The following is a 25149-nucleotide window of genomic DNA, read 5'->3' as shown; positions in this document are numbered from 1 at the left end:
TCGCCAGCTTCAATTACTCTTTTAAGAGCAGCAAAAAAATGAAGGGTGGTAGTGTGAAAATTGCATTTTTCGGAGAGTGTATGGTCGAGTTGAGCGGCCAGCCTCTGCAGCGTACCTTCGGTGGTGATACTTTAAACACGGCATTGTACCTGTCGAGATTAGGTGTTTCTCGCAACCACACGGTCAGCTATGCAACGGCTTTAGGCATCGATCATATTAGTCAGGATATGCTTTTATCATGGCAAGCAGAGCATATTGACACTGCCATGGTGCGAAAAATTGCGGACAAATTACCAGGGTTGTATCTGGTCGAAACTGAACCAAACGGTGAACGTCATTTCCATTACTGGCGTAATGACAGCGCAGCAAAGTTCTATTTTTCTGATTCATCGTCGCCTTCACCTTTAGAGCAAGCCATAGATGCACAACAGTTTGATGCTCTGTATATCAGTGGGATCAGCTTTGCAATTCTGGCCGAAGATGCGAAAACGGTATTGATCACTTTGCTGGAAAAACACAAAGCCAATGGTGGCAAGGTGTTGTTTGATAATAACTTCCGCCCTCAGTTATGGACCGCAAAGCAAGCACAGTATTGGTATGCCCAAATATACCCTTTTGTTGATATTGCACTGATCACTGAAGGTGATGACCGACGGATTTGGGGCGAGACGGATATTGTTAAGCGTTGCCAGCAATTCGGTTGTCATGAAGTGGTGATTAAGCGGGGTAGTGAACCTTGTAAGGTTGTCACTGGTTTGCAAAGTGACCCCCCTGAAATTTATTATGTAGCAGCAAATAAAGTCGACGCTGTGGTTGATGCCTCTGCGGCTGGCGATTCTTTTGCCGCGGGTTATCTAGCCGGTCGTTTAAGTGGTGAATCTGCAACCTCATCAGCAGAATTAGGCCACCATCTGGCTTCGATTGTCATTCAATATACCGGTGCGATTATCCCGGCGGAGGCAATGAAAGGCATTATGTAAGGGGGCATGAGTTAACCGTTTAATCACTGTTTAAATTACAGTCGCATCATCCATCTCTTTGTCATTTTGTGTATAAAATCAGCAAACAAACACAATTACTCTATTTTGCTGTTGACTCATGCAGAGCAATCCGTAGAATGCACCCCATACCGCAACGGGGAGACTTGTTAAGCGGTTGCAATTGAAAGATTGCTTACTTCTACGAAGTAATGGCGCGTTGGCAGAGTGGCTATGCAGCGGATTGCAAATCCGTGTACCTCGGTTCGACTCCGGGACGCGCCTCCATTCTCTTTGAGAATAAAATGCGACACTAGCTCAGCTGGTAGAGCGCAACCTTGCCAAGGTTGAGGTCACGAGTTCGAACCTCGTGTGTCGCTCCAAATATTGCAATATCGAGATTGTTTATTATAACAGTTTTCGGTATTGAAAGATGGTGTCTAACCGTCGCAATCAAGAATTGCGTGCCCTGGTGGTGGAATTGGTAGACACAAGGGATTTAAAATCCCTCGGCGTTCGCGCTGTGCCGGTTCAAGTCCGGCCCGGGGCACCATCAAAAAAAAGAGGCTTACCGAAAGGTAAGCCTTTTTTACATGTGATGATTATAAAAATTCTGCATTAAATGTTAGCCCATTCTTTTTCCCTTTCTGTTCATATCCTCACAATATCGTCGAACCTTGCTACAAAAGGCCAGCAAAGATGTCACTGGTTGAAAAAGCCGCGCATTACACCATTGCATACTATCCTTAATTCTTGAATCCCCTTAAGGAGACCATCATGGCTGATATTGAGAAAGACACCACAAACTGGCCAGATCTCGCCGGTGCCCTCTACGACAAACTCACCGAACGTCATGCGGAATTAACGTATGATTTCGATAATGTTGAAATTAGTGTCCCCAGTGGTGCTGGTGAAAAAGCGCCGCATTCTACTTGGAAGTTCAATGGCACCATTAGTATTCGAGGCCGGAACCTGGACTAACTGATGCGGTTTGACGTTCAGGGTGAAATGGATATAGAGGTGAATGGTGAACCCATTCACCTTTCTGCATGCGACAGCAGGTTTGAACTTGTTCTGCCTCAATTGAGTACAATAGCGACGCTTACCCGGGCTTTTCCTCACCTTCCCATGGGTTCAGGCAGACTGGCGTCAATCCGCCAGGCGATGTCATTTTGCGATCACGTCACCATCAAGGTGGAGGATAGAACGGTCATGACCATTAATCGGCGACAAGGCCGTCGCTTTCTTTCTTTAACCCGTAATCAGGTCGCGTTTGAAAATAAAAAGCTGTGGCTCAAAGACAGTTTCAAACTGATCAGGCACTACTTCAGGCAACCGGGCTTGCCGAAGGCCGAGTAATTGGCTTATAGCAAATACCGTCATTTTTGTTCGCTTTACTTTCGGGCGTACGCAGCTTCTGATCATCAGGTCGATTGAATTATGAAATCGGTATAACCCTAATCGATGGTTAATTCACTGTAGAAGAGTGAAAAGATGAAATTCAATGAATTAGATGAAAAAATGCGGGTCTATGAAACGGCGCACGATTATTGTGTCTTACCTCAAATGCACATCATTGCTCGGCTGGATGGACGCTGTTTTACATCTTTGACAAAGGATAAGCATAAGTTCGATGCCCCCTATGATCTTAAATTCAGGGACTTGATGCTGGAAACGGTAAAGCACTTGATGCAATGCGGTTTCAAAGTACTTTATGGATATACCTACAGTGATGAGATATCACTGCTTCTTGATGTGAATGATAATACTTTTGAGAGGAAAGAGCGGAAGCTGAACTCCGTTCTGGCAGGAGAGGCAAGTGCAAAATTTAGTCTGTTATTAGGCGATGTAGGGGTATTTGATTGCCGTATTAGTCAGCTCCCGAATAGACAACTTGTTATCGATTATTTCCGTTGGAGAAATGCAGATGCCTATAGAAACGCCTTAAATGCGCACTGTTATTGGACTCTCAGGAAGGAAGGTGTTCCCCCTAAAGAATCAGCGGCAGCTTTTATTAACATGCCAGCGGCTAAGAAGACTGAGTTCCTTCTTGACAGAGGAATTAATTTCGATGAGATACCAAGCTGGCAAAAAAGAGGCATGGGTATCTATTGGGAGCCTTATGAAAAAGAGGCAATCAATCCGATAACCGGTGAGGCCGTCAAGGCCAGAAGGAAGCGACTGAAGGTTGACCTAGAATTACCGCTACAAGAGCACTATAGTGATTTTATTAACAATATAGTGCAGGATGTCAACGAGTAATCATCTCTGCTTTAACCAAAGCTGTCGTTGATTACCGATAAAACAGGCCAGATGCGATGACGCCCTGGCCTTAAGTAACTCGCGAGTATGTTACTTATACTCAGCTTCTTTTACTCGAATTTTGCTTTTCGCGATGCTAGTACCGTTAAGAGCGGCAATTGCAGTATTCGCTTCATCGTCTTCAGGCATTTCAACGAAAGCAAACCCCTTAGATTTCCCCGTTTCCTGGTCTAATACCAAGTTACAAGAACCAACTGTACCGTGAGCTTCAAAGATAGCCTTTAGTTCAGCTTCAGTTGTTGTGCGTGCAAGGTTTCGAACTAATAGTTTCATGGGTAGCCGTCTTGTTAGAAAGTGAATGTGGTGTACTTTGCGACGGATTATCACAGAACAAGTGAGGTAAACCAAGCAGTGACGACCTTAGTTTGGTTTACAGCATGAAATCTGTACAGCGGGCTTGTAACACATATGAACTATCGTACTAGAAAAGAAAGACGGCGGCAGAGTGAGAGGGGGGCGATACCCCCTCAGTATGAACTTGATTGAGATCCGGTCAGTTTTTGTTTGGCGTCGCTGCACTAGGGCTATTGACGCTAACGGGTGATGATGAACGGATCATTACAGCCATCGCCAGAATAACGGCGACCACACCATAACTGACTTGTGACCACGATTCGGTATGACCGTTAGCATGATTGACCACTAGTACCATGACCGGGATCAGGTAGGTATAAGCAGAAACCTGTACGGGAGTTAGGGCAACACATGCTTGCTGGAATAAAAAGAAGCTCAGTGCAGTCGCGAAAACGGCCAGATAAGCAATGCCCAACCAGACTTCAGAGGAAATGGCATTCCAATCCGTTGCCAGCAATGTTGTGCCAGTACCGAGTGTCAAAAGTGCGGTGGCACAAATGAGGGTCCAGCATGTCATCGAAATAAAAGATTCGCCTCGATATAACGCTTTTGCGGCGATGGGGTTCAGTGCCATCGCAAAACAACCAAACAGGTAAATTTTATTTGATGAAGTCAGCGATATCGACGCCACAGCAGATAAATCACCGCGAAAGATAATTAATCCAGCCCCCAGCATTCCGCCCATTAACGCAAATGAAATACTAAGCGATGTACTGCGTTTAAATACAATGGCTGCCAAAATTGCACTCATCAGCGGTACCGTGGTGTATAGAGCACTGGTATCCAATGCGCTGGTATCCCTCAGGGCAATAAACATTGTGACAAAGTAGGTTAGCGAAGGTAGGCAGATCAGGGTATAGCGTCCCAAACCCTTTAAGGTAGGCAATCGAAATTGCCCTTTACATACTAGCAAAGCAATAAACAATAAACTGGCCAGTAAATAACGCATCCAGGTTACGACCAGCGGGTTAAGTTCCGCAGTAATGTAGCTGCCTATGGGGAAAGATAGGCTGATGAGCGCAGTGAAAGCCAGTAGCTTCAAGTGCGCCAGATAATTTGGTTTCATGTCAATATACTTAGTGGTTCAAGCAGGGGAAGTCGATGGTTTACTCAGAGGTAACTAGTAGCCAACAAGAAAAAGAAGCCATTATACCCAAGTAACCTCAAGATGCTCGTTTCAGCGAGAATTTCCAGGCGCTAAGGTCAGGCGATGATTTGCAGATATAGTTGCTCTACATCAAAAATCAGCAACGCAATATTAGTGCCTGGAAAACTCGCCCTTCGGGAGTGATCCAGCCAGCCCACTTCTGTGTCAAATGCACTCGAAAGGACCAGCCATTCCTTCGCACATTTTTCTTGAATTGAACTGGCTGGCATCACTCTGAATCCTGCATCTTGAGGTAACTTGGGTATATAAAGAAATTAAGCACTAATACAATAGCTCGCTTCATTAATAGACTCCTCCCGCTGTTGCTATTTCCTCGCCAATCCCAACCAATGCAGTTTGGCAGTTTTTGAACATGGACTGAGCGAATTTATTGTGCGTATATTTTTCATTAACGTATCATTGGCCGGCCGGGGGAGCTTTTGTTTTTAGAACATATACCCTGAAATTTTTGGTATAACACCTGTGTGTGGAGTCGCCGGCTTTGCTTGGTTTTTCCGTATTATGTCAGCAACTTTAGGTTTTCAATGCAGTTATATAAACAAGATGCCGTTCAATGGTTGTCAACACTCCCGGATGGGAGTGTCGATTTACTCATCACAGATCCCCCCTACGAATCACTGGAAAAACATAGATCGATTGGTACAACGACACGCTTGAAAGAGAGTAAGAGCTCGAGTAATCAGTGGTTTACAATCTTTCCAAACGAAAGATTTGAAGAGTTTCTGGCACAGGTCTACAGGGTTCTGAAGAAGAATAGCCATTTCTATTTATTCTGTGATCAGGAAACCATGTTTTATATAAAGCCGATAGCAGAGCAAGCAGGCTTTAAGTTCTGGAAACCCATTGTCTGGGATAAAGTCGCCATCGGCATGGGCTACCACTATAGGGCAAGGTATGAGTTCATTCTCTTCTTCGAAAAAGGGAAAAGAAAACTTAACAATCTTGGCATTCCCGATGTGTTAGAGCATAAAAGAGTCTATCGGGGTTATCCAACGGAGAAACCGGTCGCTTTGATCGAAACGCTGATAGAACAAAGTAGCTCTGTGGGTGATGTCGTCGTTGACCCGTTTTTTGGTTCGGGAGCGACATTGATTGCTTCTAGTAATTTGAAACGGACAGCCTGGGGCAGTGATGTTTCAGACGATGCCCACGAGTACCTTAGACAGCGTCTTATAAAAATCGCATAAACAATCAAACGGACACCGTAGCCTCGACATTTTAGTCAAAACCGGAGAGTGTTTATGGTGTTGCTGTTTCTATTGAATTGCCTGCTAATATAAAATGAATACCCCCCCCATAGGAGGCATATGTCAGGGATAACAGATTTAGATATTCTGTTGAAAAACATGGAGCCCAATCTTCGTGAGGGTGATTATGTCTTTTGTACGCTAAATACGCACGAATACGATTTAATCCCTGAAATTAAACCATTAGCCATATTCCTCGAAGATGAAGGAATGACTTTGGTGATCTCCAAAGAGCTGGCAGAACAAAGAGGCTACGACTATTCCAGCGTATTTAAAGCAATTACGCTGACAGTGCATTCAAGTTTAGACGCGGTAGGTTTAACGGCAGCCGTTTCGACAAAACTGGCCAGCAAAAATATAAGTGCCAATGTAATCGCGGCTTATTATCATGATCACATTTTCGTTCAAAGCGCAAACGCGGAGTCAGCATTAAGCGCATTGAAAGAGTTTAAACTAATGGGCTCTGAAATCTAGCGGCTAAAAGCATCGAGCAGCCGTTAATACTTTTCCTAACAAATGTTAATACCTCGAAATGGGCCAACCATTCCTACCGTCATTTTCCTTGAGAACGATATGATTATCGGTGTATGCCATATTAATGCCCGGCTTTGCCATATCTTCTAACGCATTTCCCAAGCCACTAAGGTCATCGGCAATCGCTGAGTTACGTTGTAGATAGCGACCTTCACCATCGTCAACAAAACGACTCATTTGGACGAAATCACCTTTTACCAAGATGGTTTCTACAAAATTAGCGACTAACGCTTTATTCTGTTCTGTTTAAAACGGCTGAAATACCTTTTCCCATGATTCTTACCTCTTGTTGGAATGAAGAAATAGTAATGAAATAAGGCCACACGCGCAGGGTCAGTACTGGCGGGAAAATGGTTAATTACGAACCTTTAAACTGTTTTTGAAAGCGTGATGGCGTGAGTAGGGTATGTTTTTTGAAATACTTTACAAAATTACTGGCATCCTCAAAACTGAATTCATAAGCAAGCTGTTGAATTGGCAAACCATCCAGAATAAGTCGTCTTTTGGCCTCCAAAATAGTGTAGGCATCGATAAGCTGTTTGGCGGTTTGGTTTGTCGCCAATTTACAGAGCTGATTTAAGGTCTTATACGTGGTATGTAGCTGTTCGGCGTAATAGGTGGCATCTCGGGTACGGTGGAAGTGTGTTTCAAGCAATTTAACAAACAGGGTGAACTTGGCGAGCTGATCTTTGCTTAATCGGTCATGGTGATTCTCTGGCATTACTCGGCGCAGCATCAAAGACAATGAAGAGAACAGAAGCATAACAATCAAAGGGTTGGATTCCTGATGCAGAAGCTCTTTGCTAATTTCTGCCAGTAGCTTTTCGCTGCTGCTCATGACATCCGGATCAGGAATAAAGACGGGCTGATAAGAATACTCTAAGTGCGTCGGTGTAAACTCCGGCAGTCTCATGTTCGCAAGCGCTTGGTCGATAAACGCTTGAGTAAATAGTAGTACTTTCCCTTTGGGCTTATGGCTAAAATCAAACGCATGTACTTGGTTCTGATGAACCGATATAAATGCGCCTGATTCATAAGGATAATTCACGAAGTCAATCATATGGGTACCTTCTCCTTTCTCTATATGAATGAGGAGATAGAAACTGACTCGGTGGGGTAAGGTGGGATTATGTGAGAGACTATCTTTGCGTAGATAAAGTTTTTCTAAATCAACAACCTCAATTTCGCGATTTGCCGTTTTAGTGTGGTTAAAGCCAACTTCAGGGATATTCATACGGCAAAACAATTCCAGTCATAATTTAAGCGATAAAGCCTAGCACAAAATAAAACGCAAGAGACAATAAAGCGACTGCCAGAGTGTAAGGCAATTGAGTAGCAAAGTGTTTTTCTGGCGGGCAATCAGCTGCTGATGACGCCACAATAACCGAGTCAGATATTGGCGAGCTTTGATCGCCAAATACTGCCCCAGAAATTATAGCGGCTATTACAAGCGGTACGGGTACGCCGACACCCACTGCGAGAGGAATAATAACTGGCGTCATAATGCTGACTGTTGCTCCAGAGCTGCCTGTTGAAAATGAAATGAGTACACAAATAACAAAAACAGATGCCGGTACAAGCCATATCGGAAGCTCCTTGGAGACAAAACTCGCTAAGTACTTCCCAGTTCCGAGATCTCCCGTAATACGGCTTAATGAAAAGGCCAAGGTCAGAATAATGACGGCAGGCAGCATATCTTTCATTCCCTGTACGCACCATTCAACATATTGCTCAACTTTAATCTGATTAATACAGAAGTAGAGACCTGAACCGATCAGCGAGACAAAGCCACTCCAGTAGATTGCGGAACTGATGTCCCCTGCGAGAATATTTCCATCACCCGATGCGTAAGCGATGGTTGAAATACCAGCGAGCAAAATGACAATTGGTAATAAAATAGCCAATACGCTGGATTGCGGTTGATGATCAGAAACGTGACCAGCATTAGGAAGCGTCGTCTCTGAACTATCTGGACTTGAAAAGTCATGTTTTTTTAAGGCGAGTAATGGCACTAAAGTTAGTATGGCAATCGTATAAATTTGATAGGGCAAAGCGGCAAACACATAATGCATTGGCTGCTCCGATAACGTGCCGTTTTCCACTTGATCTGTAATTAAACTGGTAAGAAAAATTCCGGCTCCACTAAAGGGCACCAGCCATGCTAAGGGCGCGCCAGTGCAATTGGCCACAAATGCCAGTTTTTCTCGTGAAATATTGAACTGATTAAACAGCGGGCGGCCAACAAGACCGACTAACATCATTGAGCCAGTACCTTCCAGGCACATCAAAAAACCAAAGGAAAAAGTAATAAGCTGAGCGCTCGCTTTCGATTTCACCATCTTTCTTTTTTGCGACAGGTGATAGATAAGGGCTTCAACACCACCAGATTGCTTCATCACATTGATAATTGCCCCAATCATGAAGATAAATATCAGGCTTCTTACTGAGCTTGAAGAATGAAACGTATCCGCTATAGCATTGAAGCTGCCAGTTATTCCCGTAAAGAGATCTTGGGACCGCAGAATAGAGCCTGCCATGATACCGGCAAAAATCGCGACATAGACTTGCCTTGTGGTAATCGCGAGCAGTATCGATAAGCATGGAGGAAATAGGGCTAACCAAGAATCCAAAATAAGGCCTGTATCTGTATTATTCAATATAAAGAGATAACCTGATGGTTATCTCTTTTCGGCGGGGTATTACTAGGGGCGTTTACTTCTCGAAGACAAATGCAGCATTGCTCAATGCATCTTCTGGACGCTTACACACATAGTCAGGGTATAAATCAGTGGTACGTAGGGTTTGGTCGGTAAAAGCCACCAGTTTGTTAATCACATAGATTGCATAGTTGATCCCCCAGCGTTCTTTGTCCGTTTCCGCCCCTTTCTTCGCCGTAATATCATCACCCGAGCTTTCTTTCATTTTCGTAATATACTCAGATGAAAAATGTTCGTACTCAAACGGATAGTCTGGCCATTTTTGTTTGAGCAGTGCCAGCATTTCGTTTTGAGGCAGCGCGTTGTAATCAACCTGAACACACTTATTAATAGTGCGTTCGTCAGTCACTGCCATTGCGGCGAGGTAACCAATGTCTTCAATGTCATGGGTATAAATGGGCAGTTCAAGGTTGCCAAATGTTGTGATCTTGCGGAAAAAACGTAGGTTAGGTAGGAAGTAGTCAAAAATTCCGCCATTGTAAAAAAGCGTCCAGCCAATGTCTGAATTCAACAGCAAGTCATGGAAGCGTTTTTTGTGGTCAAAAACTTCGCCATCTCCCATTTCAATCGCTTGTGTATGCACTCCAAATTCCGTTGGAACAAAACGCTTCACACCTGCTTGCAGTGCAGCTTCAAGCCAGATGGGTTCTGATTGCTGAATAATTGATTTTGAGCCAGGAACACTTGCTACCAGGGTATCAACACCTTGGAGAAGATTTGCCATCGCATCCGCATCATGCATATCGGCACATTCCTCAATCTTCGCGCCCAGTATTGCAAATGCCATCAATTTAGCGTCTTTCTGTACGTTATGCGCACGAGTAATGATGGTGACATCATGCCCTAATGAAAGTAAGCCTTTCGTTAAGGGGGTACCGATTTGGCCTGTTGCGCCAATCACTGCAATATGTTTTTTGGCCATAGAAGATCCTCTGACTTCGCAAAGTATAATGAAAACGGCGCGGGACTTTTGCGCGAACCAATTCGTTGGAGCGATACCCACCTTGTTGCTGGGGATTGAATATTAATCGGCTAAGATGTTCATGTCATGGTCAGAGCGAGACTAAAAATGGTCAATATCGAACCTGGCGAGAGACGAAGAGGCTTTTTTGTACATATTAAATTACCTAAGGGAGGTAAAGCTTTATTGATGAAGTGATTGGCTGGTAATCCCTGATGGGGTCAACGTTGTCGTAGTGGCGGTAAGTGGTGTGGTTGGCGGGCATTGTGTTTTTTTTCGCACCAGCGTCGCTTTCAGATCGAGGACTTTTCGTTTATAAGTCGCTCTGACTAACTGAAAGTCAACACTGGGTGCAAACCAGAGTACCACTTTACGATCGCTTTTCTTGATTTGCTCGACACGAATGGTGTTAACGCGGCCGAAATTGGTGTTAATGGTTTCTTGTCCTTTTACCGCAAAGTAATAGTGATTCACTTCATCAGCCTCTTGTAGCATGAAATCAAAGGCTTGATCTCCATTGATTAAGTGGAACCGCATCTGACTAGCGACGGCATCGCCATCGAGTATTGGCATATCATTATCAAAAAAGGTCAGTGTTTTACCGTCATTCGAGACGGAAGAACGACGACCATTGTCACTGAACTTAGCGGAAATGTTTCCTGCCATTACCCCTGAGATCATCCGGTCAAACGACTGAGTCAGAAACGTATTTTCTTCTGGCGACCATTCTACTTTTGATTGTTGTTTCAATATGGATTTGGTGACCAGCATATCGACTTTGCTGTAGGTATAGATGTCGACGTTGCCTTCATTCCAGTTCAGGTTTCGCTCGAACATGCCAATTTTATGGTTATGAAAATAGACATCATAAGTCAGTGTCTTATTGCACTGGTGGTATTGGGCAGGCAAAGCGGCATACAGCAATGATGAAAAGCTGCTGAGCAATACTAATATAGATAAAATTATACTTTTCACCGTACCTCCGGGTAATTACGGTTTATGGGGGATAAGTAAACGGTAGCAGTGAGTGTGGGTTAGTGCAAAAGGCGATGAAATGAGCCGTTAATAACGCCATCACTAACACAAATATTATGGCTGTTAGTCTTTTTTGTATGTTATTGCCCATTAAAAAGTAAAAAATACGCAATAAAATCTATAATAATGAGACAAAATATTATCTCTGCAGCGAACAATGGCATGGGAGCATGTACATGAATATTTACCGTCCTGTATATTGAACCCTCACTATGAATAAAGACAATTGTTATATAATCGACAATAGATAAAAAAAATCAATTAATATGTATTTATCATTATAAGTGTTATAAATCAGTGTGATATGTATCCTCATTCCTCGTGGGTAATTTGGCTTTTCCGTTATTTTCGAAGTAAGAGTTTGTTTCTCTTAGACTTCGTTAAAATCTGGTGTACCTCATTGAGATGACATTTTAGTGTCGGTGATTTGACGATTTAAACACTGACTCCTATTTTTATTGAGGATTAACTGAGAGAGGAACTAGCAATGAAGAAAATGAACTCGGCATATCGATTAAGAATCATCAAAGAAGTAGCAACAAGAAGGCGTTTGACAGCACAAGATGATCCGATGGCTAATCATATCTCTCAGTTACTCGACTCTCATTCCGGAGGAGGCTCCCATACTGAACCTCTGAATTTTAGTGGCAGCCATTATGACGAACGCATAGGTGGTTGGGTCAGTAATTTCTGGGACATGAAATAACCAGAGGCGAGTGGCGAGACACTAGAGAAGAACCTAGGATCTCGCCACTCGTTCTTTGTTTTGTCACCGATCACTGGAACAAAACCGACGACTAAGGTACATTGCTCCGTCAATGTTTTGTTAGGTCGACGAATGAACTACGTAGAGTTAGAACAGTATTCTCGCAAGTGGATTTTCACCCACGCTTCAATGCCTGTTGCTGCAGATGATTTAGAACAAATTAAACCTTTCACTCAAGCGCGTTCGTCCCAAATCTGGTGTGAACATATCAGCAGTCAAAGCCCTGATGCCGATCACTTTGATAAAGGAGATTGGGCCCACGTTGACAAAATCTGGTCTGATCCCATTGATTGGCAGCATGCCTGGGATAGTGACGATATTGATTTACCCCCGGAGCTACTCGAATTTATCGAATGGGAAGATAATACCACGGTTTTTTTCTGCTACGAAAAGTACAATGTGATTGAGACTAAGTGGGGAGTCTTTAAGCGTAATTGGAAAAACTTCCTTTTCTTTGATGATGGCCCAATTCTGATTGGCCGCAAAAAGAAACAGGCGTTATGGTTTAATTCCAACGGCACATTTAAGTGCGGTAACCGTTCATAATTGCCCGTGCTTAACGTAGCGATAATGCATTGGTAATAAACAGCTCATAAACTCATCGTAAAGGTGCCCTGAGAACTCTGAAAATGAGTATAGGGCAAAAAGAGCTTAGGGCTGTTTTTCCTACCTGATTTCATCGACAGGTTTTAACTGTGCTCATTAGTTCTGCTATTCTGTTTTTGCCAATAGCAAGATTTTCCTTCGATGAATGTACAGAGGCACCTGAACTAATTAAAGGTTGGTTCAGAGGTTCACCTAACACAACAAATAATCGTGTACCTGTATTCCCTGTTTTTATTTGTATAGGCTGTGATGATGTTTCCAATATCCCCATTTGACAAGGGTGGAGCTGATTGCCACTGATATAGGCAATACCAGAACGAAGATAAATAAACCCGGAGGTTTGGTTTTTATCTGGTTGGTAATTCCAGACACCATAAGGTGCAATAATAATATCGAGATAAGTCATTTCGATACTGTAGTGAACGGGGCTTTGTGTGCCGCGATAGGAGCCGATCAAGACCTTGGTGGTTGAGTCTGTCTCTTCGACTAAGGGGAGCCTGCTGGTCGTGTAGTTTGCACTTGAGGCATCACCCATCTCCCCTTTATCTGCAGGTAGAGCGGTCCAGAGCTGGAAAGTTTCAGCATTACCGTTTTGTGGTGTGATGGTGTCTTTATGAATGATGCCGCCACCAGCGGTCATCACATGAATATCTCCTCCTTGCAGTGTGGTCTGGCAGCCAGATGAGTCGATATGTTTGAGGTTGCCGGCAACGGGGTAGCTCACGGTATCGACGCCGGAATGGCCATGATAATCCAACCCTACAGGTCGTGCGGCTTGTTTGGTTTCAAAATGGTCCCACAAAACAAACGGATCTATCTCTGCGATATTGTCTCTGTTGATGAAGGCGGTCATTGCCCCGGCTTTAAGTCCGTAGCGGATTTTTAATATCTTTCTTGTGTTATTCATAATCTAACCTAAGAAGGTTCAACAGTTAAATCATAGACCTTGAGCTGGAAATAGACCAAGCTTTGTCTGTTATTGTAATAGTACTCGGACGTATGAATATGACCTGGTATAAGTGCGTAACAGGTTGATAATTCGATGATTGGTTAGCTTGGTTGTAAATTTGTTACATCATGCTGATTTAAAACGCCTAAAAAAACCAGTGGCGTCAAAGGTCACTTGGGTATATCAATAAATTAAGATGGCTGTTGTTCGTATTAAGCTTGAGTCTTTTCAGAATGACGCTTGGTATTAGGAGCTGTTAGAATTGAAACAGGATCACTGTTTTTCAAGGTTAATTTGTGTCATTAGATGCTAAGTGTTTATTTCGGGTATGGCTTTCTCTATTCCCTCTCTGTTTTGTGTTCCCTGTCTTGAGTAATACAAGTTTATCAGAAGCCATTTCATCAGAAGCCAAGTCATCAGAAGCCAAGTCATCAAACAAAACCGTCATTCCCGATGATATTGTGGGTGCTGTGTGTGTTATCCGCCATGCTGATAAAATAGTCATGTTGTCTGAAGTTATCACTCAGAAGTTCTCTCTGCCCGGAGGGTACATCGATTCTGGTGATACACCGAAACAAGCAGCAGCTCGCGAAGCATTGGAAGAAACCGGTTTAGTCGTCTCTGTCGATAAGTTACTGCAGTATCGTGGCCGCGCTGCAATTTATAGCTGCCGGTCAGACACGCCGATACTGGTGTCTTCCCAGACGGATCAAACTGGTTTTCCGATTGTCGCATCTTGGTTTTCGGAACATTTTGGGAAAGAGGTTAAACGTGTTTATCTGATCAATCCCAATGAGGTGGCAGAAAAAGACTATCGTTACCCGAATGACACCGAATTATTGACCAAGTGGGCAGAACAAACGCCAGAAAGTGATATTGAGATCTATGCTGATTTAAGTGACCGTGTCAGTTCACTGCACCGCACAGAGTTGGTCCTTATTCGAGATTTTCAGCAATGGATAAAATCTTGGCCTGAATCGGCTCAGTGGCTCTTTGATGGCGCGATGTCAGTTCTGAATCTACCAGGAGAAGCTGTTTTTCTTTTGGTGCTGATATCTTTTGTGGTTGGGTTCTATGGTCCGAATGCTATGCTTCAACTGGCTGTGATGCTGATAAGTGTCACTTTGGTTGCTTCGCTGATAAAGCATGGGATCAGCTCTCCTCGGCCTTCCTACATTATTCCAGAATTACAGCAGATTAATGTCTATGGTTTCGGTTTCCCGAGCGGGCATACATTAATTGCAACGGTGTTATGGGGGATGTTGTGGCTTTTTTGCAGAAGCCGAATGTCAGAAGGCGAGCAAATACACCGCCTCAGGGGGGGCATGATCCCGTTATTCGTCGGGCTTGTTCTAGGACAAGCCATGGCACGCGTCTGGTACGGGGCACATTTTATCAGCGATACCATCGCCAGCTTAGTGTTAGGCATCATCATGCTGACACTTTTTGTGAAGTGGAAAAAAGCCACCACATTTTCACTCGCGCAAAGTATTAATAATAAATGGTTCTGGTTGCTGGTGACTATTGTCGTCGGTTTGATTACCAGCTTCACTCACAACCCGGTTCATGTCTATCTGTTTGCTGTATTGTTGGGTATTTTCATCAGTGCAGAATGGTTACCGAAACAACCATTAACGGTTTCGCTCATCAGTCGGAGCATGATCAGTGTGGTTGCATGTCTGGGGGCTATTGCCATTGTTTTTATTATTGATATAGCGGCTGATCGCTCAACGGTCAGTCTGATAGTACTTACGTTGCGTTCAGTTGGATCGCTGTTAGCTACCATTTGGCTGGTGGCTGGAATGTCTTTGCTTACAAAAAAATTGGCTGAAAAAACAGTATAGTGAGACGGCGATTCCAGGTTGGTAACACGACCTGGAATTAACGTGCTTAACCAACAACAACTTGATTCCTGCCATTGTTCTTTGCGGTATATAACGCTTTGTCGGCTCTTTGTAATATCGACTCGAAAGAATCGCCTTTGCTAAAATTGGCCACACCGATGCTGGCAGTAATAGTGCGAACACTGCTGACGCTTATCTGGCTGATATTCTCCCTTAATCTTTGGCAAACCGCAGAGGAGAATTCGATATCGGTGCCGGGTAGAACAATTAAGAATTCCTCTCCACCCCACCGATAAACCCTATCATTGGGTCTGAGTGTTTCTTTTAGCGTCTTACTGACGGCACAGAGCACTTCATCGCCGGTCTGATGACCAAAGTTATCGTTAATCTGCTTGAATAAATCAATGTCTAAAATGGCCACAGCCAAAGGATGATAATCGACGTTGTAGCGTTGAATATAGGCATCGACCTCGCTAGATGCAGCCCGACGATTGGCCAGGCCGGTCAGAACGTCGGTGTAGGCAAGTGATTGCAATACTTGAGATGCTGCTTTCAGTTCCTTATTGCGCTCGTCCAGAGCTTTTGTCCGCAGCTGCACGGTGGATTCCAGTTTTTGGTTGAACAGGCGAAGTTTTTCTTGAGCTGTAATACGCCGGTTTATGTTAACCACGAGTACCGAAATAATAACGATCAGGAAGAAAACTAAAGCGATGGTGCTGTTTATTAAGGCAGTATGTTGCTCATACAGAGATGCGGGTCTGCCAATCACGATACTGTTTGGTGGTAAACGGTTCAGATCGATATCAAAACGTATTAATTGGTTATAATCAAAGACCGGCGAGTAATTGGCTTTGCTCTGGATTTCGAGGTTACTTAAAGGGACGCCATCTAAAATCTTCAGGGCTATTTTGGCCGCACTCTGTCCATGGGTATAAGGATCATTCATTATGCCGCCTATAATCCCATTGCCGATCATGAGTGCTCCCCACATACCATACACTGGTACCTTGCTACGACGTGTTAAAATGGGCAGGTAATGTTCATATGCGAAATAGTTCCCTAACCTGTCTTTGTGGATGGCAAGCATGAGAAGTACGGTGTCAGAGCCAACGCCTTCTACTTGTTGGTAGAGTTCATCAATCGAGAATTTATCCCAGATCTCCAGGGTGATTTGTTTTTTTAACGGATCATCTTGCCATTGTAATTTGATTTGTTGGGCTCGATCCACCATGCGTAGCCCCAAACCCGTAGTATCGCCCAACATGACGATCCGTCGGGTAGTAGGCTGAAGTTGTAGTATAAGATCAAGATTACCTTCGATCTCCATTCCTTCTTGAATACCTATAATATTGTTTCTGCCCTTTAATGTTTCTGGCGCAAAAACATTAACACCGCAAAACATGATGGGTTTACCCGGAAACAGTTTTTCTCCGTGTTCAATCATAAAGTTGTAAGCATGATCGTCGCTTGTCATGATAATATCGGGTTCGTATTGACGGTATTTGTATAGCAGGAGATTAATCAATTTGGTGGTGTACACAACGTCATCGACAAAACGCCTTTCATCCATATATTCGATATAAAGGTTTTCAACTGGGATGGAAGTAGCCAGTACATCCTGAACGCCTCGCGTAAGTTCAGCTGTCCACGGGTATTGGGGATGATAAGAATTTATAAGAAGCACTGTTGGTTCATCTTTCGCAATAGTCAGAAATGGTGCAAGCCACAATAGAAAGAGCAATAAATTTTTTGCCATATTGTCTTTCCTCTTATCTGAACAACGATATATAAACTAATAATAGGGGGCGTAGAAAAAACTGATCTGTATTCTATCATCCGATAGAACGCAAATCCCCATCTTACTTATTATTTTGGTAAAACATTCCTATCTATAAATTAAGCAAATGGTATAACCTTCAACAAAATGTGCTGCAACTTTGTAAGAATCGTGACTTCTGTCGTACTTAATGAATTTCTTGAACGATCTAACCATCGTTGATAATGCATAACTACAGCCTGTAAAGTCAGACACCAACGCGTGGAAATATTTACTTTTTACAGTGCTGTTCGAATAAATAAGTGTTGATGTGCACACGTAGTCTTATCGAAGTTTGCAAAATTGAGAAGGTGGTTGATTATTTCTTGGGCGGATTTTAAAGGAATCGGGGATAAGTGCTTCTGTGCGAGTAACAGTTACTGATAACACTATTACTTTCAGTTATGATTGGTGTCGTTTTGAATTAAGAAGTAATTAATCACTTCCTGATTTAGAGAGTAAATACACTAGAATGAGTAAAGGAATGCAACAAGCTTTTATTAGACAAGCTGTATATAACAGTAGAAAAGTAGTAGTGGCTTATCAGGTTAGTTTTATTAATGAAACAGCACCTTCTAACCACTGCATTCCTGTAAGCATATTTAATAACAAATGCGATCCGACAAAGTTGCAGCAACTATTAAGTAAGATTGGAATAGATAATCTATCTGATAGTCGACCCGTTATTGTCATGTTTGACCGAAGAGCATTGGCTTATTTAGTAGGTTTTTATCTACCAGCAAAGTCTTTGGTGATTGAAATTTCACCGAATGAACAATTGGATGAAGAGTTACTTCGCCTTATAGTTAAGTGTAAAAATAAAGGTTTCACGATAATAATGGGCGCGGCTGTTTTACTTAGCGACCACAGTGATTTCTTGAAGTTGGTAAATTCAGTTAGAGTTGATATTGATAATAATACCAACAATGAATTGGAGCATGTTCTTACTAAGCCATTACCGAAAAACAAGCGGTATATTTTTGATAATGTACCTTCTTGTGAGGCATATACCGAGTTAAATAAGCTATATAACGCCCCCTTTTTCAAAGGAAATATCTTTTCAGTACCAGAGATGCCGCGGGAAGAGAAAGATAAATTTAGTGACAGTATATTAGTGAAGGCGGCCAGTCATGTGATGAAGGACGGCTTTTGTTATAAGAAACTAACTCATGTTCTTGAAAAAGACACGAAATTAACCCATCAGTTGATATTGAACCTAAACTCTATCTTATATGGAAGAGAAAGTAAGATTAACTCCATAAAGCAAGCAATTTGTTTTATGGGGGAAAATAACATGCGCAAGTTTGTTGCATTGATGGCAACGAAAAGTTTTGTTATGAAAGCGGATATACAAGAATTGTATCTTCAGGCAACAATAAGAGGCCGATTCTGTGAGTTACTTGCTATTAATAAGGAAAAAAACAACGCATTTGTTGATAAGGTTTTTATCGTCGGGTTATTTTCTAAGCTTCCTGATATTCTAGGCATTGATATGGCAGAGGCCGTTGAACTACTTCGAATTAATAATATTGTAAAGGAAACCCTGTTGGGTAAACAGACAATATTAAAGCTATACTATGATATTGCCTTAAGTTATGAAAAGATGGAGCTGGAACAATTGGTTTCTTTAGCAAAAAAAATTGGCATCAGTGTTACACACGTTTCTGGTTTATATCAACGGGCACTGATAGATGTAAAAAATGACAAGTATTTTTAATTAGTTATCGTCATCTCTGTTGGTCGGAATTTTCTGCGCTTTGTTAGAAAATGAAGTTGTTTGGGTATAGACACGGATGCAACTAGACAAATTTTCGCCTCAGATGTTTGAGCCCAGCAGCGCTCTGATTTCTTGATCAATCAGGCGAAGAACTCTATCGCCTAAATTGCTGGAGGGAGTATGTTGTCTGGGGGCTGTTATATAGTTTCACAGGTGGTAATCAACTGTAATTGCTTATTTTTAAGATTTTTAAGCAGTTCGCTGAGTAAATTTAATTCTATTTCACCATGAATATCTGACTTTGATGTTCTGTCGGTTAGGGTTGTAACCATATCAATAACGTTACTGATCAGCGCGATATTTTTCGTGTCCCAATACCATCTCGGGGATCCTTGTACAAAACAAATCAAAGCGTCTCGGCTTGAGAGAATATTTAAAAATTCAACGAAGCACTGCGTAGAGTATGGCTGAGTGTCAGGAAAATAAATCATTAGATCTAATAGCCATTGATCAGGTTTTGCTTTTGCCATGGCAAAAAAGTCAGGCCATTGTGAGGCTTGCTCAATTCTTTCCAATAAATCCGCTGGGGACTCGAAGTTGCCCGTTGATATGGTTTCAACTTGTATGTGGCCATTACCATCAGCGTGATATATCTCATACGGTAAATCTTGCTGCGCTAATGCTTGTACAGGATCCATTGTCTCAACTCCAGAAAAGGCTAATTCACGTTGTATTATACGTTAATCGGTAAAACGTTTGTTGAAGTTGCCAAACTATTTGCAGATTTTTCTGTTTAATCCGTATGATTGCCTGATTTCAGCTTACGGATTGTTGGCATCACTTGAGTGTATCTCTTCATGTGTTCTAATTGTGCTTAGACTCTTTTCTCTATTTGTTTTATTGATATTCAAGTAATGTTGGTCGTTTTAGTATTACCGGTTATTTGTTCACCCAGGAACAGTGTTAATTTCTGAATATTGTCTACAGTAAAAAAGGCTGCAAGTTGCAGCCTTTTATTGGTAGGGATAAATCAGATTAACAATTTAGGCTATAGCCGCTTCTGCTTCTTTTCTCTTATGTATCACTTTTTCGCCAATAAATGCGTAACCAAGGCAAAGAATAGAAGCGACACAAGAACCGACCAGAACCATAAAACCGCCATCCCAACCGAAATGGTCAACGGTGTAGCCAAGGACTGCGTTTGCAGCAACCGCACCACCCAAGTAACCAAACAGACCCGTTAGGCCTGCCGCTGTGCCTGCTGCCTTTTTAGGTGCAAGTTCAAGCGCATACAAACCAATGAGCATGACAGGACCGTAAATCAGGAAGCCGATAGCAATCAATGCTGCCATGTCTACACCAGGGTTGCCCGCTGGGTTGAACCAGTAAACAAGCACGGCAATCGTTACCAGAACCATGAACAAGATGCCTGCCGGTGCACGGCGGCCTTTGAACAATTTATCTGAAATCCAACCGCAAAGCAGGGTGCCTGGAATACCTGCCCACTCATAAAGGAAATAAGCCCAAGAAGAGCTGTCTACTGTAAAGCCTTTGGCTTCTTTTAGATAAACAGGAGCCCAATCCAAGACGCCGTAACGGATCATGTAAACAAAGGCGTTAGCAACAGCGATAGACCAAAGTAGCTTATTGTTAAGCACGTACTTGAAGAAAATTTCCTTCGCGGTCATTTCTTTCTCATGCGCTTCATTGTAGTCATCTGGATAATCGTTTTTATATTCTTCGATTGAAGGTAAGCCGCAAGACTGAGGCGTATCACGCAGAGTGATCCAAACGAAGATTGCAACTAAGACAGCAAAAAACGCTGGCACATAAAATGCTGTATGCCAATCATCATTAAACGCCCATAAGCCAAGCAAGAACATAGGGCCGATCAAACCGCCACCGACATTATGAGCAACGTTCCAAACCGAAACTAATTCACCACGTTCTTTTTTAGACCACCAGTGGACCATGGTTCTGCCACAAGCCGGCCATCCCATACCCTGAAACCAACCATTGAGGAACAACAGAATGAACATTGCAGTAATGCTGCCTGTTGCCCAAGGCATAAAGCCAAAGCTGAACATAACCAATGCCGACATCAACAAGCCGGCAGTTAAGAAATAACGCGGGTTGGAACGGTCGGACACATTGCCCATCAGGAATTTGGATAGACCGTAAGAAATTGATACGGCTGACAAAGCAACACCAAGGTCACCACGACTAAAACCTTGTTCAATTAAAAAGGGCATTGCCAAACTGAAGTTCTTACGAACAAGGTAGTAACCAGCATAACCAAAGAAAATACTAAAGAACAACTGCCATCTTAATTGCTTATAAGTGGAATCAATTCGATCCGCGGGTAAAGGAGCAATGTGCTCTTTCGGCTTGAAAATACCAAACATTTATAACCTCTATACGTCAAAGTAAAAATAATTCAAAAGAACCATTTAACAACATTTGATTTTCGTTCGAGCAATAATCGGATGGCATTTTGCTCGTTTGTGAATATTTATTCTGTGATGTGGTTCTAAAAACAATTTATTAATAATAAAACAAGGAAATTCACGTGGCAGAAAACAAGTTTGCTATCGGATTGTTATGTGTGTAAGTAATTCTAGTGTGGTGTGTAATTGCTATGTTGTTCAGTTGAGGCTGGATGATGCGTAAAAGTGTGGTTTGTACAGAACGCCGCCAAATGAAACGGCCTAATGGGAAAATAGCAAGTTAAGTTCATTTACAGTGGTAACGATTGGGTAACATTGATGAGTTGCCTATAAAAAACAGATGTAAGAAAATGAGGATTTACCTTTAGATGAAGGCATTGTTAAGCTTAAATTACTATCAAAAAAAAGTGAAAAACCACTTGTTGAAGTTGTTGTTATGTCAAGAAATAGCCCATCTGAAATGCGAGTTATAAAAACATTACGAAGCTGGGGAGTTTATGTAGATGAAGCATTTTTCTTAGGTGGTGTAGAAATAGTAATATATTAAAAACATTCAGAGCGCATATATTTTTTGATGATCAGGACGTTCATTTAGAACACTCTTCTTTGATTGTGCCGTGTGGGAAAGTTTTATATAACACTGATTCACCTTTAAATAAATTAAAAGATAGACAAAGTGCTAATGGAAAAGTCGAAACTAGTAAAAAATAACAAGTTAATCAACAAGGACAGAATACGTCTGGCTATCTCTATTTTAGCCAATTAAATTTTGCCTGTTATTAAGGCGTTATATTTTAAGGGGAATAATGAAATTTTCAGTTTTTATGAGTTTGATACTTTTAACCGGGTATGCTTCTAGCCAAGTTGCACCAATAGAGGTACTCAGTTATGAAGTAGATGATAACGGATACACCTTGATAGTTATTAGTGAAAAGGAGCTTATGATCTCAAATAATGAAATCGATAGTGTTTTCGAGAAAGAAGCTAGCGAATTTTGCCCAAATGGTTATTTTATTTCAGAGCCTACAGGGGTTAATGGTTCGAATGGCGCATAGTTACTCTAAATGTGTAAATTTCACTATTTGATAGTAAACATAACAAAAAGATCAAGTTGACGCGTTTACACGGCATTTTTGGTATGAAGTCCGGCACGATTGGTTGCTTCAACGTGGCGCACCTTATGTTCGGCTTTATAACTTCCATCAGTCTCATCAATCATTCTGCGATCTGAGATTACAATATGAGATAGATTTTATTGAACTCGTAGGCACTCATGTGTAGAGTAAACGCTCTTTTTTAGTATTTAATCAGTGGCTTAATAATGAACCTATTTAGAATGTCAACAATAATTCTTGCCGGATCACTTATGTTTGGTTGTGCATCACCGGCTAAAGTTGAAAATATGAAAATTGACGAATCTGTCAATATGTCTTTTGATAAGAGCTTAACTAGTTCTATTGAAGTTAATAAAGTTGGGGGCGGAGAAGAAACGAACCCAATGTGGACATCAGAAATAGGTAACAATGAATTTGAAGCTGCTTTAAAAAGTTCGCTAAAATCACTCGACTTACTGTCGAAAAGCAACCAGCCAACTTATGAACTATCAGCATCGTTAATGGAAGTTGAACAACCAACATTCGGCTTAGATATGGAAGTTACTTCATCAATTAGATACATTTTGGTTGAGAAGATCAGCAATAAAATCATTTTAGATGAAATAATTAAAGCGCCTTACACCGCAACATTTGGTGATGCATTTAGTGGTGTAGAGCGTTTGAGAATGGCAAATGAAGGATCAGCTAAAACAAATATAACTAAGTTTCTTGATGAACTTTCAAAGCTAAAAATAGACAAGTCAAATATTGAGCTCGTTACTAAGTTATAACAAAGCAATCAAGGTGATGCTTTACACTCCGCATTTTGGTGTGGAGTGTAATTAGTTTGTAAGTTAAACCTTTGCACTGCTTATTGCAGACGTTATATGAATTTTGGAGTGTTCAATAAATGATGGAATCAAATGTATTTGAGCGTAAAGATCCTTTTGCTACTGAAATTAGCTCAAGGCTTTATAACCTAACGATAGGTGTTGTTCTATGTTGGGGGTTTGGGATTAATTGGCTAATGGTGTCGAGCATTCCACTTGACTCGATATTATCAGTATCCCCTTTGGTATTTTTATTAGGTTACTTCGCAAGTTGTTTGTTTGGTGTTTATCTGTTTAGCAAATCAGAAAATCCTTTGGTGAGCTTCATTGGCTACAACTTCGTTGTTGTGCCATTTGGATTAATAATCAATATTGTTGTTTCTAGTTATGATCCAAACCTAGTACTAGAAGCAATAAAAGTAACGGGTTTAGTGACAGCTTGCATGATGCTTCTCGGAACATTATTTCCAAGCTTCTTTGCTCGTATATCAGGGGCGTTGACCATTGCGTTATTTGTGGTCATATTGGTCGAGCTGTTCCAAATGTTCGTACTGGGTATTCACCAAGAGTGGATAGATTGGGCGGTCGTATTGATCTTTTGTGGTTATATTGGTTATGACTGGGGACGTGCAAATCAGATCCCTAAAACGTTAGATAATGCAGTGGATAGTGCAGCGGCATTGTATATGGACGTTATTAACTTGTTCTTAAGAATTCTGCGAATAATGGGGCGCAAGTAAATTTCACATACAAAACAATCATTGTGATGCATTACACTCGGTGGTTTTGGTATGGAGTTCTGGGGCGACCTTATTGCTGTTATGTTCATTAAGGCATCCTCATGTCAAATGAGAATGCCGATTAAAAATTAATTTCGGGCACCTACTGGGATCATAATATGAACATACGGTGTATCTTTCCACATGACGTAGGGTCCACCGTTATTTGGATCTGTCGGCAAAGAATTCAATAGGTCTTTGTCAGGAGTAATAATCATCAAATGAGGTCCTTCTTTTACCCATTGATTATCAGCCGTTTCTACTTTCGCATAAGGATCTATATTACTTGCCCCGTCGTCACCGGCAAGCATATACGATATACCGATGGCTTTAGCTTGAAATGATTTCTTATTCATCCAGGCATCGGCCCATTCCATCCAAGGAGCATCTAAGCACATTGGGGCTTTGCCTTGTAATTGTGACGGTGTAGGGAAGCAGGTATAACTGCTGGTTCCCTTTTGAAGAACGTTTTTCTCCCAGTCAACGACAGTGACTTTGTCTCGAAGAGAGGGAGGTGCGGCACTTAATGCGTCCTCCAAGAGAGCTTGAGAGTTATCAGCGGCATGTACGTTAAATATGTAACCAGTAAATATCAGTATCGCGGTAAAAAAATAAGTGTTAGGTCTCATAAAAATATCCTCTGGTTTCCCGACCTCGGAAAATAGTGGATTTAAGTATAGTCCACCATTGAAAGGTAGTACTTGCACGGCTTTTATGCCTAAATGTCTTGTATTCAGTCTTTGCGCCCTTTATTCGGACGACTGCCTGATAATGACCTGATTTCAGCGTGCGGATTGTCGGCATGACTATCTCCCATGTGCTCAAATTGTGCTGAGCACACTGAATGTCAGAGCATGAGGCATAAACGCTATGGTCGTATCACCCAGTTATGCATTCCACTTATCCCGCAGCTGTAACGTGTATTCCTGTGCAAATCCCACCTAAGCAACTGCTTTGTTTCATGCAAATAGTGATGTAAAGTGGCT

26 protein-coding genes, 3 tRNA genes and 1 pseudogene are annotated in these 25149 nt (G+C 42.0%); 17 read left to right on the top strand and 13 right to left on the bottom strand.

The features are described 5' to 3' along the window. Window positions 1-53 precede the first annotated feature (53 nt). The 7 genes from C9I89_RS08340 (at window position 54) to C9I89_RS08310 (ending at window position 3239) form a co-directional block, all read left to right on the top strand. Window positions 54-980 (top strand): sugar kinase, encoded by a 927-nt coding sequence (locus C9I89_RS08340; RefSeq protein ID WP_107282962.1) that lies wholly within the window; start codon window positions 54-56, stop codon window positions 978-980. A 211-nt stretch (window positions 981-1191) separates the two neighbouring features. Further along, window positions 1192-1265 (top strand) — tRNA-Cys (locus C9I89_RS08335). A gap of 19 nt (window positions 1266-1284) precedes the next feature. Continuing rightward, window positions 1285-1360 (top strand) — tRNA-Gly (locus C9I89_RS08330). A gap of 83 nt (window positions 1361-1443) precedes the next feature. After that, window positions 1444-1530, top strand: a tRNA-Leu gene (locus tag C9I89_RS08325). A gap of 224 nt (window positions 1531-1754) precedes the next feature. After that, on the top strand, window positions 1755-1958 hold the full coding sequence (locus C9I89_RS08320) for a hypothetical protein (RefSeq protein WP_107282882.1): 204 nt from the start codon (window positions 1755-1757) through the stop codon (window positions 1956-1958). Between the two features lie 3 nt (window positions 1959-1961). Continuing rightward, complete coding sequence (locus C9I89_RS08315; RefSeq protein WP_107282881.1) at window positions 1962-2336, top strand: hypothetical protein; 375 nt, start codon at window positions 1962-1964, stop codon at window positions 2334-2336. A 135-nt stretch (window positions 2337-2471) separates the two neighbouring features. Continuing rightward, the gene (locus C9I89_RS08310; protein ID WP_107282880.1) at window positions 2472-3239 is read left to right on the top strand and encodes a tRNA(His) guanylyltransferase Thg1 family protein; all 768 of its coding nucleotides are present in this window, start codon (window positions 2472-2474) and stop codon (window positions 3237-3239) included. A gap of 90 nt (window positions 3240-3329) precedes the next feature. Here C9I89_RS08310 and C9I89_RS08305 read toward each other — a convergent pair whose 3' ends face one another. The 3 genes from C9I89_RS08305 to C9I89_RS22490 all read right to left on the bottom strand — a co-directional run bounded on the left by C9I89_RS08305 (window position 3330) and on the right by C9I89_RS22490 (window position 5033). Beyond that, complete coding sequence (locus tag C9I89_RS08305; protein ID WP_107282879.1) at window positions 3330-3572, bottom strand: RNA recognition motif domain-containing protein; 243 nt, start codon at window positions 3570-3572, stop codon at window positions 3330-3332. Window positions 3573-3792: 220 nt separating this feature from the next. After that, window positions 3793-4719: a DMT family transporter gene (locus tag C9I89_RS08300; protein WP_107282878.1), complete on the bottom strand. Its 927-nt coding sequence runs from the start codon at window positions 4717-4719 to the stop codon at window positions 3793-3795. Window positions 4720-4856: 137 nt separating this feature from the next. Beyond that, on the bottom strand, window positions 4857-5033 hold the full coding sequence (locus C9I89_RS22490; protein ID WP_170107665.1) for a hypothetical protein: 177 nt from the start codon (window positions 5031-5033) through the stop codon (window positions 4857-4859). Between the two features lie 312 nt (window positions 5034-5345). Between C9I89_RS22490 and C9I89_RS08295 the strand changes: the two genes are divergently transcribed. Both C9I89_RS08295 and C9I89_RS08290 read left to right on the top strand, forming a co-directional pair. Then, the gene (locus C9I89_RS08295) at window positions 5346-6008 is read left to right on the top strand and encodes a DNA-methyltransferase (RefSeq protein WP_107282877.1); all 663 of its coding nucleotides are present in this window, start codon (window positions 5346-5348) and stop codon (window positions 6006-6008) included. A gap of 120 nt (window positions 6009-6128) precedes the next feature. After that, on the top strand, window positions 6129-6542 hold the full coding sequence (locus tag C9I89_RS08290) for an ACT domain-containing protein (protein WP_107282876.1): 414 nt from the start codon (window positions 6129-6131) through the stop codon (window positions 6540-6542). 45 nt (window positions 6543-6587) lie between these two features. Here C9I89_RS08290 and C9I89_RS08285 read toward each other — a convergent pair whose 3' ends face one another. The 5 genes from C9I89_RS08285 to C9I89_RS08265 form a co-directional block, all read right to left on the bottom strand. After that, a complete protein-coding gene (locus tag C9I89_RS08285) occupies window positions 6588-6779 on the bottom strand; it encodes a hypothetical protein (protein ID WP_211315225.1) in 192 nt (63 codons plus the stop codon). Window positions 6780-6960: 181 nt separating this feature from the next. Beyond that, a complete protein-coding gene (locus C9I89_RS08280; protein WP_107282875.1) occupies window positions 6961-7836 on the bottom strand; it encodes an AraC family transcriptional regulator in 876 nt (291 codons plus the stop codon). A gap of 25 nt (window positions 7837-7861) precedes the next feature. Then, window positions 7862-9259 carry a Na+/H+ antiporter NhaC family protein gene (locus tag C9I89_RS08275; protein WP_245905440.1) on the bottom strand — a complete coding sequence of 466 codons (1398 nt, stop codon included), beginning with the start codon at window positions 9257-9259 and terminating at the stop codon, window positions 7862-7864. A gap of 55 nt (window positions 9260-9314) precedes the next feature. Next, complete coding sequence (locus C9I89_RS08270; protein WP_107282874.1) at window positions 9315-10241, bottom strand: NmrA family NAD(P)-binding protein; 927 nt, start codon at window positions 10239-10241, stop codon at window positions 9315-9317. Window positions 10242-10463: 222 nt separating this feature from the next. After that, a complete protein-coding gene (locus C9I89_RS08265) occupies window positions 10464-11255 on the bottom strand; it encodes a DUF3108 domain-containing protein (protein WP_107282873.1) in 792 nt (263 codons plus the stop codon). Window positions 11256-11802: 547 nt separating this feature from the next. Here C9I89_RS08265 and C9I89_RS08260 point away from each other — a divergent pair. Together C9I89_RS08260 and C9I89_RS08255 are read left to right on the top strand one after the other, a co-directional pair. Continuing rightward, a complete protein-coding gene (locus C9I89_RS08260) occupies window positions 11803-12021 on the top strand; it encodes a hypothetical protein (protein WP_107282872.1) in 219 nt (72 codons plus the stop codon). A 132-nt stretch (window positions 12022-12153) separates the two neighbouring features. Next, window positions 12154-12627 carry a DUF2947 domain-containing protein gene (locus C9I89_RS08255; RefSeq protein WP_107282871.1) on the top strand — a complete coding sequence of 158 codons (474 nt, stop codon included), beginning with the start codon at window positions 12154-12156 and terminating at the stop codon, window positions 12625-12627. Window positions 12628-12757: 130 nt separating this feature from the next. Here the strand turns inward: C9I89_RS08255 and C9I89_RS08250 are convergent, their stop codons facing one another. Then, a complete protein-coding gene (locus C9I89_RS08250; protein WP_245905439.1) occupies window positions 12758-13594 on the bottom strand; it encodes a pirin family protein in 837 nt (278 codons plus the stop codon). A gap of 410 nt (window positions 13595-14004) precedes the next feature. Here C9I89_RS08250 and C9I89_RS08245 point away from each other — a divergent pair, with 410 nt between their 5' ends. Next, window positions 14005-15480, top strand: coding sequence for a bifunctional NUDIX hydrolase/phosphatase PAP2 family protein (locus C9I89_RS08245; RefSeq protein WP_245905438.1), 1476 nt, complete (start codon window positions 14005-14007; stop codon window positions 15478-15480). A gap of 46 nt (window positions 15481-15526) precedes the next feature. On the opposite strand, the gene C9I89_RS22945 is transcribed toward C9I89_RS08245, so the two are convergent. Beyond that, the gene (locus tag C9I89_RS22945; protein WP_107282870.1) at window positions 15527-17236 is read right to left on the bottom strand and encodes a GGDEF domain-containing protein; all 1710 of its coding nucleotides are present in this window, start codon (window positions 17234-17236) and stop codon (window positions 15527-15529) included. A gap of 544 nt (window positions 17237-17780) precedes the next feature. On the opposite strand from C9I89_RS22945, the gene C9I89_RS08235 reads away from it, so the two are divergent. Continuing rightward, window positions 17781-19013 (top strand): EAL and HDOD domain-containing protein, encoded by a 1233-nt coding sequence (locus tag C9I89_RS08235; protein ID WP_170107664.1) that lies wholly within the window; start codon window positions 17781-17783, stop codon window positions 19011-19013. Window positions 19014-19210: 197 nt separating this feature from the next. Here the strand turns inward: C9I89_RS08235 and C9I89_RS08230 are convergent, their stop codons facing one another. Both C9I89_RS08230 and glpT read right to left on the bottom strand, forming a co-directional pair. After that, window positions 19211-19711, bottom strand: a complete 501-nt coding sequence (locus tag C9I89_RS08230; RefSeq protein WP_107282868.1) for a hypothetical protein — start codon at window positions 19709-19711, stop codon at window positions 19211-19213. 345 nt (window positions 19712-20056) lie between these two features. Then, window positions 20057-21418, bottom strand: coding sequence for a glycerol-3-phosphate transporter (glpT, locus tag C9I89_RS08225; RefSeq protein ID WP_107282867.1), 1362 nt, complete (start codon window positions 21416-21418; stop codon window positions 20057-20059). A gap of 418 nt (window positions 21419-21836) precedes the next feature. On the opposite strand from glpT, the pseudogene C9I89_RS23050 reads away from it, so the two are divergent. The 4 genes and pseudogenes from C9I89_RS23050 to C9I89_RS08205 all read left to right on the top strand — a co-directional run bounded on the left by C9I89_RS23050 (window position 21837) and on the right by C9I89_RS08205 (window position 24124). After that, window positions 21837-22171, top strand: a pseudogene (locus C9I89_RS23050) (5'-nucleotidase). Window positions 22172-22266: 95 nt separating this feature from the next. After that, window positions 22267-22515, top strand: a complete 249-nt coding sequence (locus tag C9I89_RS08215) for a hypothetical protein (RefSeq protein WP_107282866.1) — start codon at window positions 22267-22269, stop codon at window positions 22513-22515. Window positions 22516-22796: 281 nt separating this feature from the next. Next, on the top strand, window positions 22797-23345 hold the full coding sequence (locus C9I89_RS08210; RefSeq protein WP_245905437.1) for a hypothetical protein: 549 nt from the start codon (window positions 22797-22799) through the stop codon (window positions 23343-23345). A 119-nt stretch (window positions 23346-23464) separates the two neighbouring features. After that, the gene (locus C9I89_RS08205; protein WP_107282864.1) at window positions 23465-24124 is read left to right on the top strand and encodes a Bax inhibitor-1 family protein; all 660 of its coding nucleotides are present in this window, start codon (window positions 23465-23467) and stop codon (window positions 24122-24124) included. A 128-nt stretch (window positions 24125-24252) separates the two neighbouring features. On the opposite strand, the gene C9I89_RS08200 is transcribed toward C9I89_RS08205, so the two are convergent. Continuing rightward, entirely contained in the window at window positions 24253-24792 is a 540-nt protein-coding gene (locus tag C9I89_RS08200; RefSeq protein ID WP_170107663.1) for a hypothetical protein, read from the bottom strand. Window positions 24793-25149 lie beyond the last annotated feature (357 nt).

It is taken from the genome of Photobacterium lipolyticum (genome assembly GCF_003026475.1).
Classification (GTDB): domain Bacteria; phylum Pseudomonadota; class Gammaproteobacteria; order Enterobacterales; family Vibrionaceae; genus Photobacterium; species Photobacterium lipolyticum.
The sequence above is the reverse complement of the archived record's forward strand: the minus strand, read 5'-3'. Positions and strand labels throughout refer to the sequence as shown.

Excerpts from the sequence above, each read along its gene's own strand:
- C9I89_RS08320 (WP_107282882.1), top strand. The coding sequence starts at position 1,755 with ATGGCTGATATTGAGAAAGACACCACAAACTGGCCAGATCTCGCCGGT.
- C9I89_RS08315 (WP_107282881.1), top strand. The coding sequence starts at position 1,962 with ATGCGGTTTGACGTTCAGGGTGAAATGGATATAGAGGTGAATGGTGAA.
- C9I89_RS08310 (WP_107282880.1), top strand. The coding sequence starts at position 2,472 with ATGAAATTCAATGAATTAGATGAAAAAATGCGGGTCTATGAAACGGCG.
- C9I89_RS08305 (WP_107282879.1), bottom strand. The coding sequence starts at position 3,572 with ATGAAACTATTAGTTCGAAACCTTGCACGCACAACAACTGAAGCTGAA.
- C9I89_RS08300 (WP_107282878.1), bottom strand. The coding sequence starts at position 4,719 with ATGAAACCAAATTATCTGGCGCACTTGAAGCTACTGGCTTTCACTGCG.
- C9I89_RS08295 (WP_107282877.1), top strand. The coding sequence starts at position 5,346 with ATGCAGTTATATAAACAAGATGCCGTTCAATGGTTGTCAACACTCCCG.
- C9I89_RS08290 (WP_107282876.1), top strand. The coding sequence starts at position 6,129 with ATGTCAGGGATAACAGATTTAGATATTCTGTTGAAAAACATGGAGCCC.
- C9I89_RS08285 (WP_211315225.1), bottom strand. The coding sequence starts at position 6,779 with ATGAGTCGTTTTGTTGACGATGGTGAAGGTCGCTATCTACAACGTAAC.
- C9I89_RS08280 (WP_107282875.1), bottom strand. The coding sequence starts at position 7,836 with ATGAATATCCCTGAAGTTGGCTTTAACCACACTAAAACGGCAAATCGC.
- C9I89_RS08270 (WP_107282874.1), bottom strand. The coding sequence starts at position 10,241 with ATGGCCAAAAAACATATTGCAGTGATTGGCGCAACAGGCCAAATCGGT.
- C9I89_RS08260 (WP_107282872.1), top strand. The coding sequence starts at position 11,803 with ATGAAGAAAATGAACTCGGCATATCGATTAAGAATCATCAAAGAAGTA.
- C9I89_RS08255 (WP_107282871.1), top strand. The coding sequence starts at position 12,154 with ATGAACTACGTAGAGTTAGAACAGTATTCTCGCAAGTGGATTTTCACC.
- C9I89_RS08250 (WP_245905439.1), bottom strand. The coding sequence starts at position 13,594 with ATGAATAACACAAGAAAGATATTAAAAATCCGCTACGGACTTAAAGCC.
- C9I89_RS22945 (WP_107282870.1), bottom strand. The coding sequence starts at position 17,236 with ATGGCAAAAAATTTATTGCTCTTTCTATTGTGGCTTGCACCATTTCTG.
- C9I89_RS08235 (WP_170107664.1), top strand. The coding sequence starts at position 17,781 with ATGCAACAAGCTTTTATTAGACAAGCTGTATATAACAGTAGAAAAGTA.
- C9I89_RS08230 (WP_107282868.1), bottom strand. The coding sequence starts at position 19,711 with ATGGATCCTGTACAAGCATTAGCGCAGCAAGATTTACCGTATGAGATA.
- glpT (WP_107282867.1), bottom strand. The coding sequence starts at position 21,418 with ATGTTTGGTATTTTCAAGCCGAAAGAGCACATTGCTCCTTTACCCGCG.
- C9I89_RS08215 (WP_107282866.1), top strand. The coding sequence starts at position 22,267 with ATGAAATTTTCAGTTTTTATGAGTTTGATACTTTTAACCGGGTATGCT.
- C9I89_RS08210 (WP_245905437.1), top strand. The coding sequence starts at position 22,797 with ATGTCAACAATAATTCTTGCCGGATCACTTATGTTTGGTTGTGCATCA.
- C9I89_RS08205 (WP_107282864.1), top strand. The coding sequence starts at position 23,465 with ATGATGGAATCAAATGTATTTGAGCGTAAAGATCCTTTTGCTACTGAA.
- C9I89_RS08200 (WP_170107663.1), bottom strand. The coding sequence starts at position 24,792 with ATGAGACCTAACACTTATTTTTTTACCGCGATACTGATATTTACTGGT.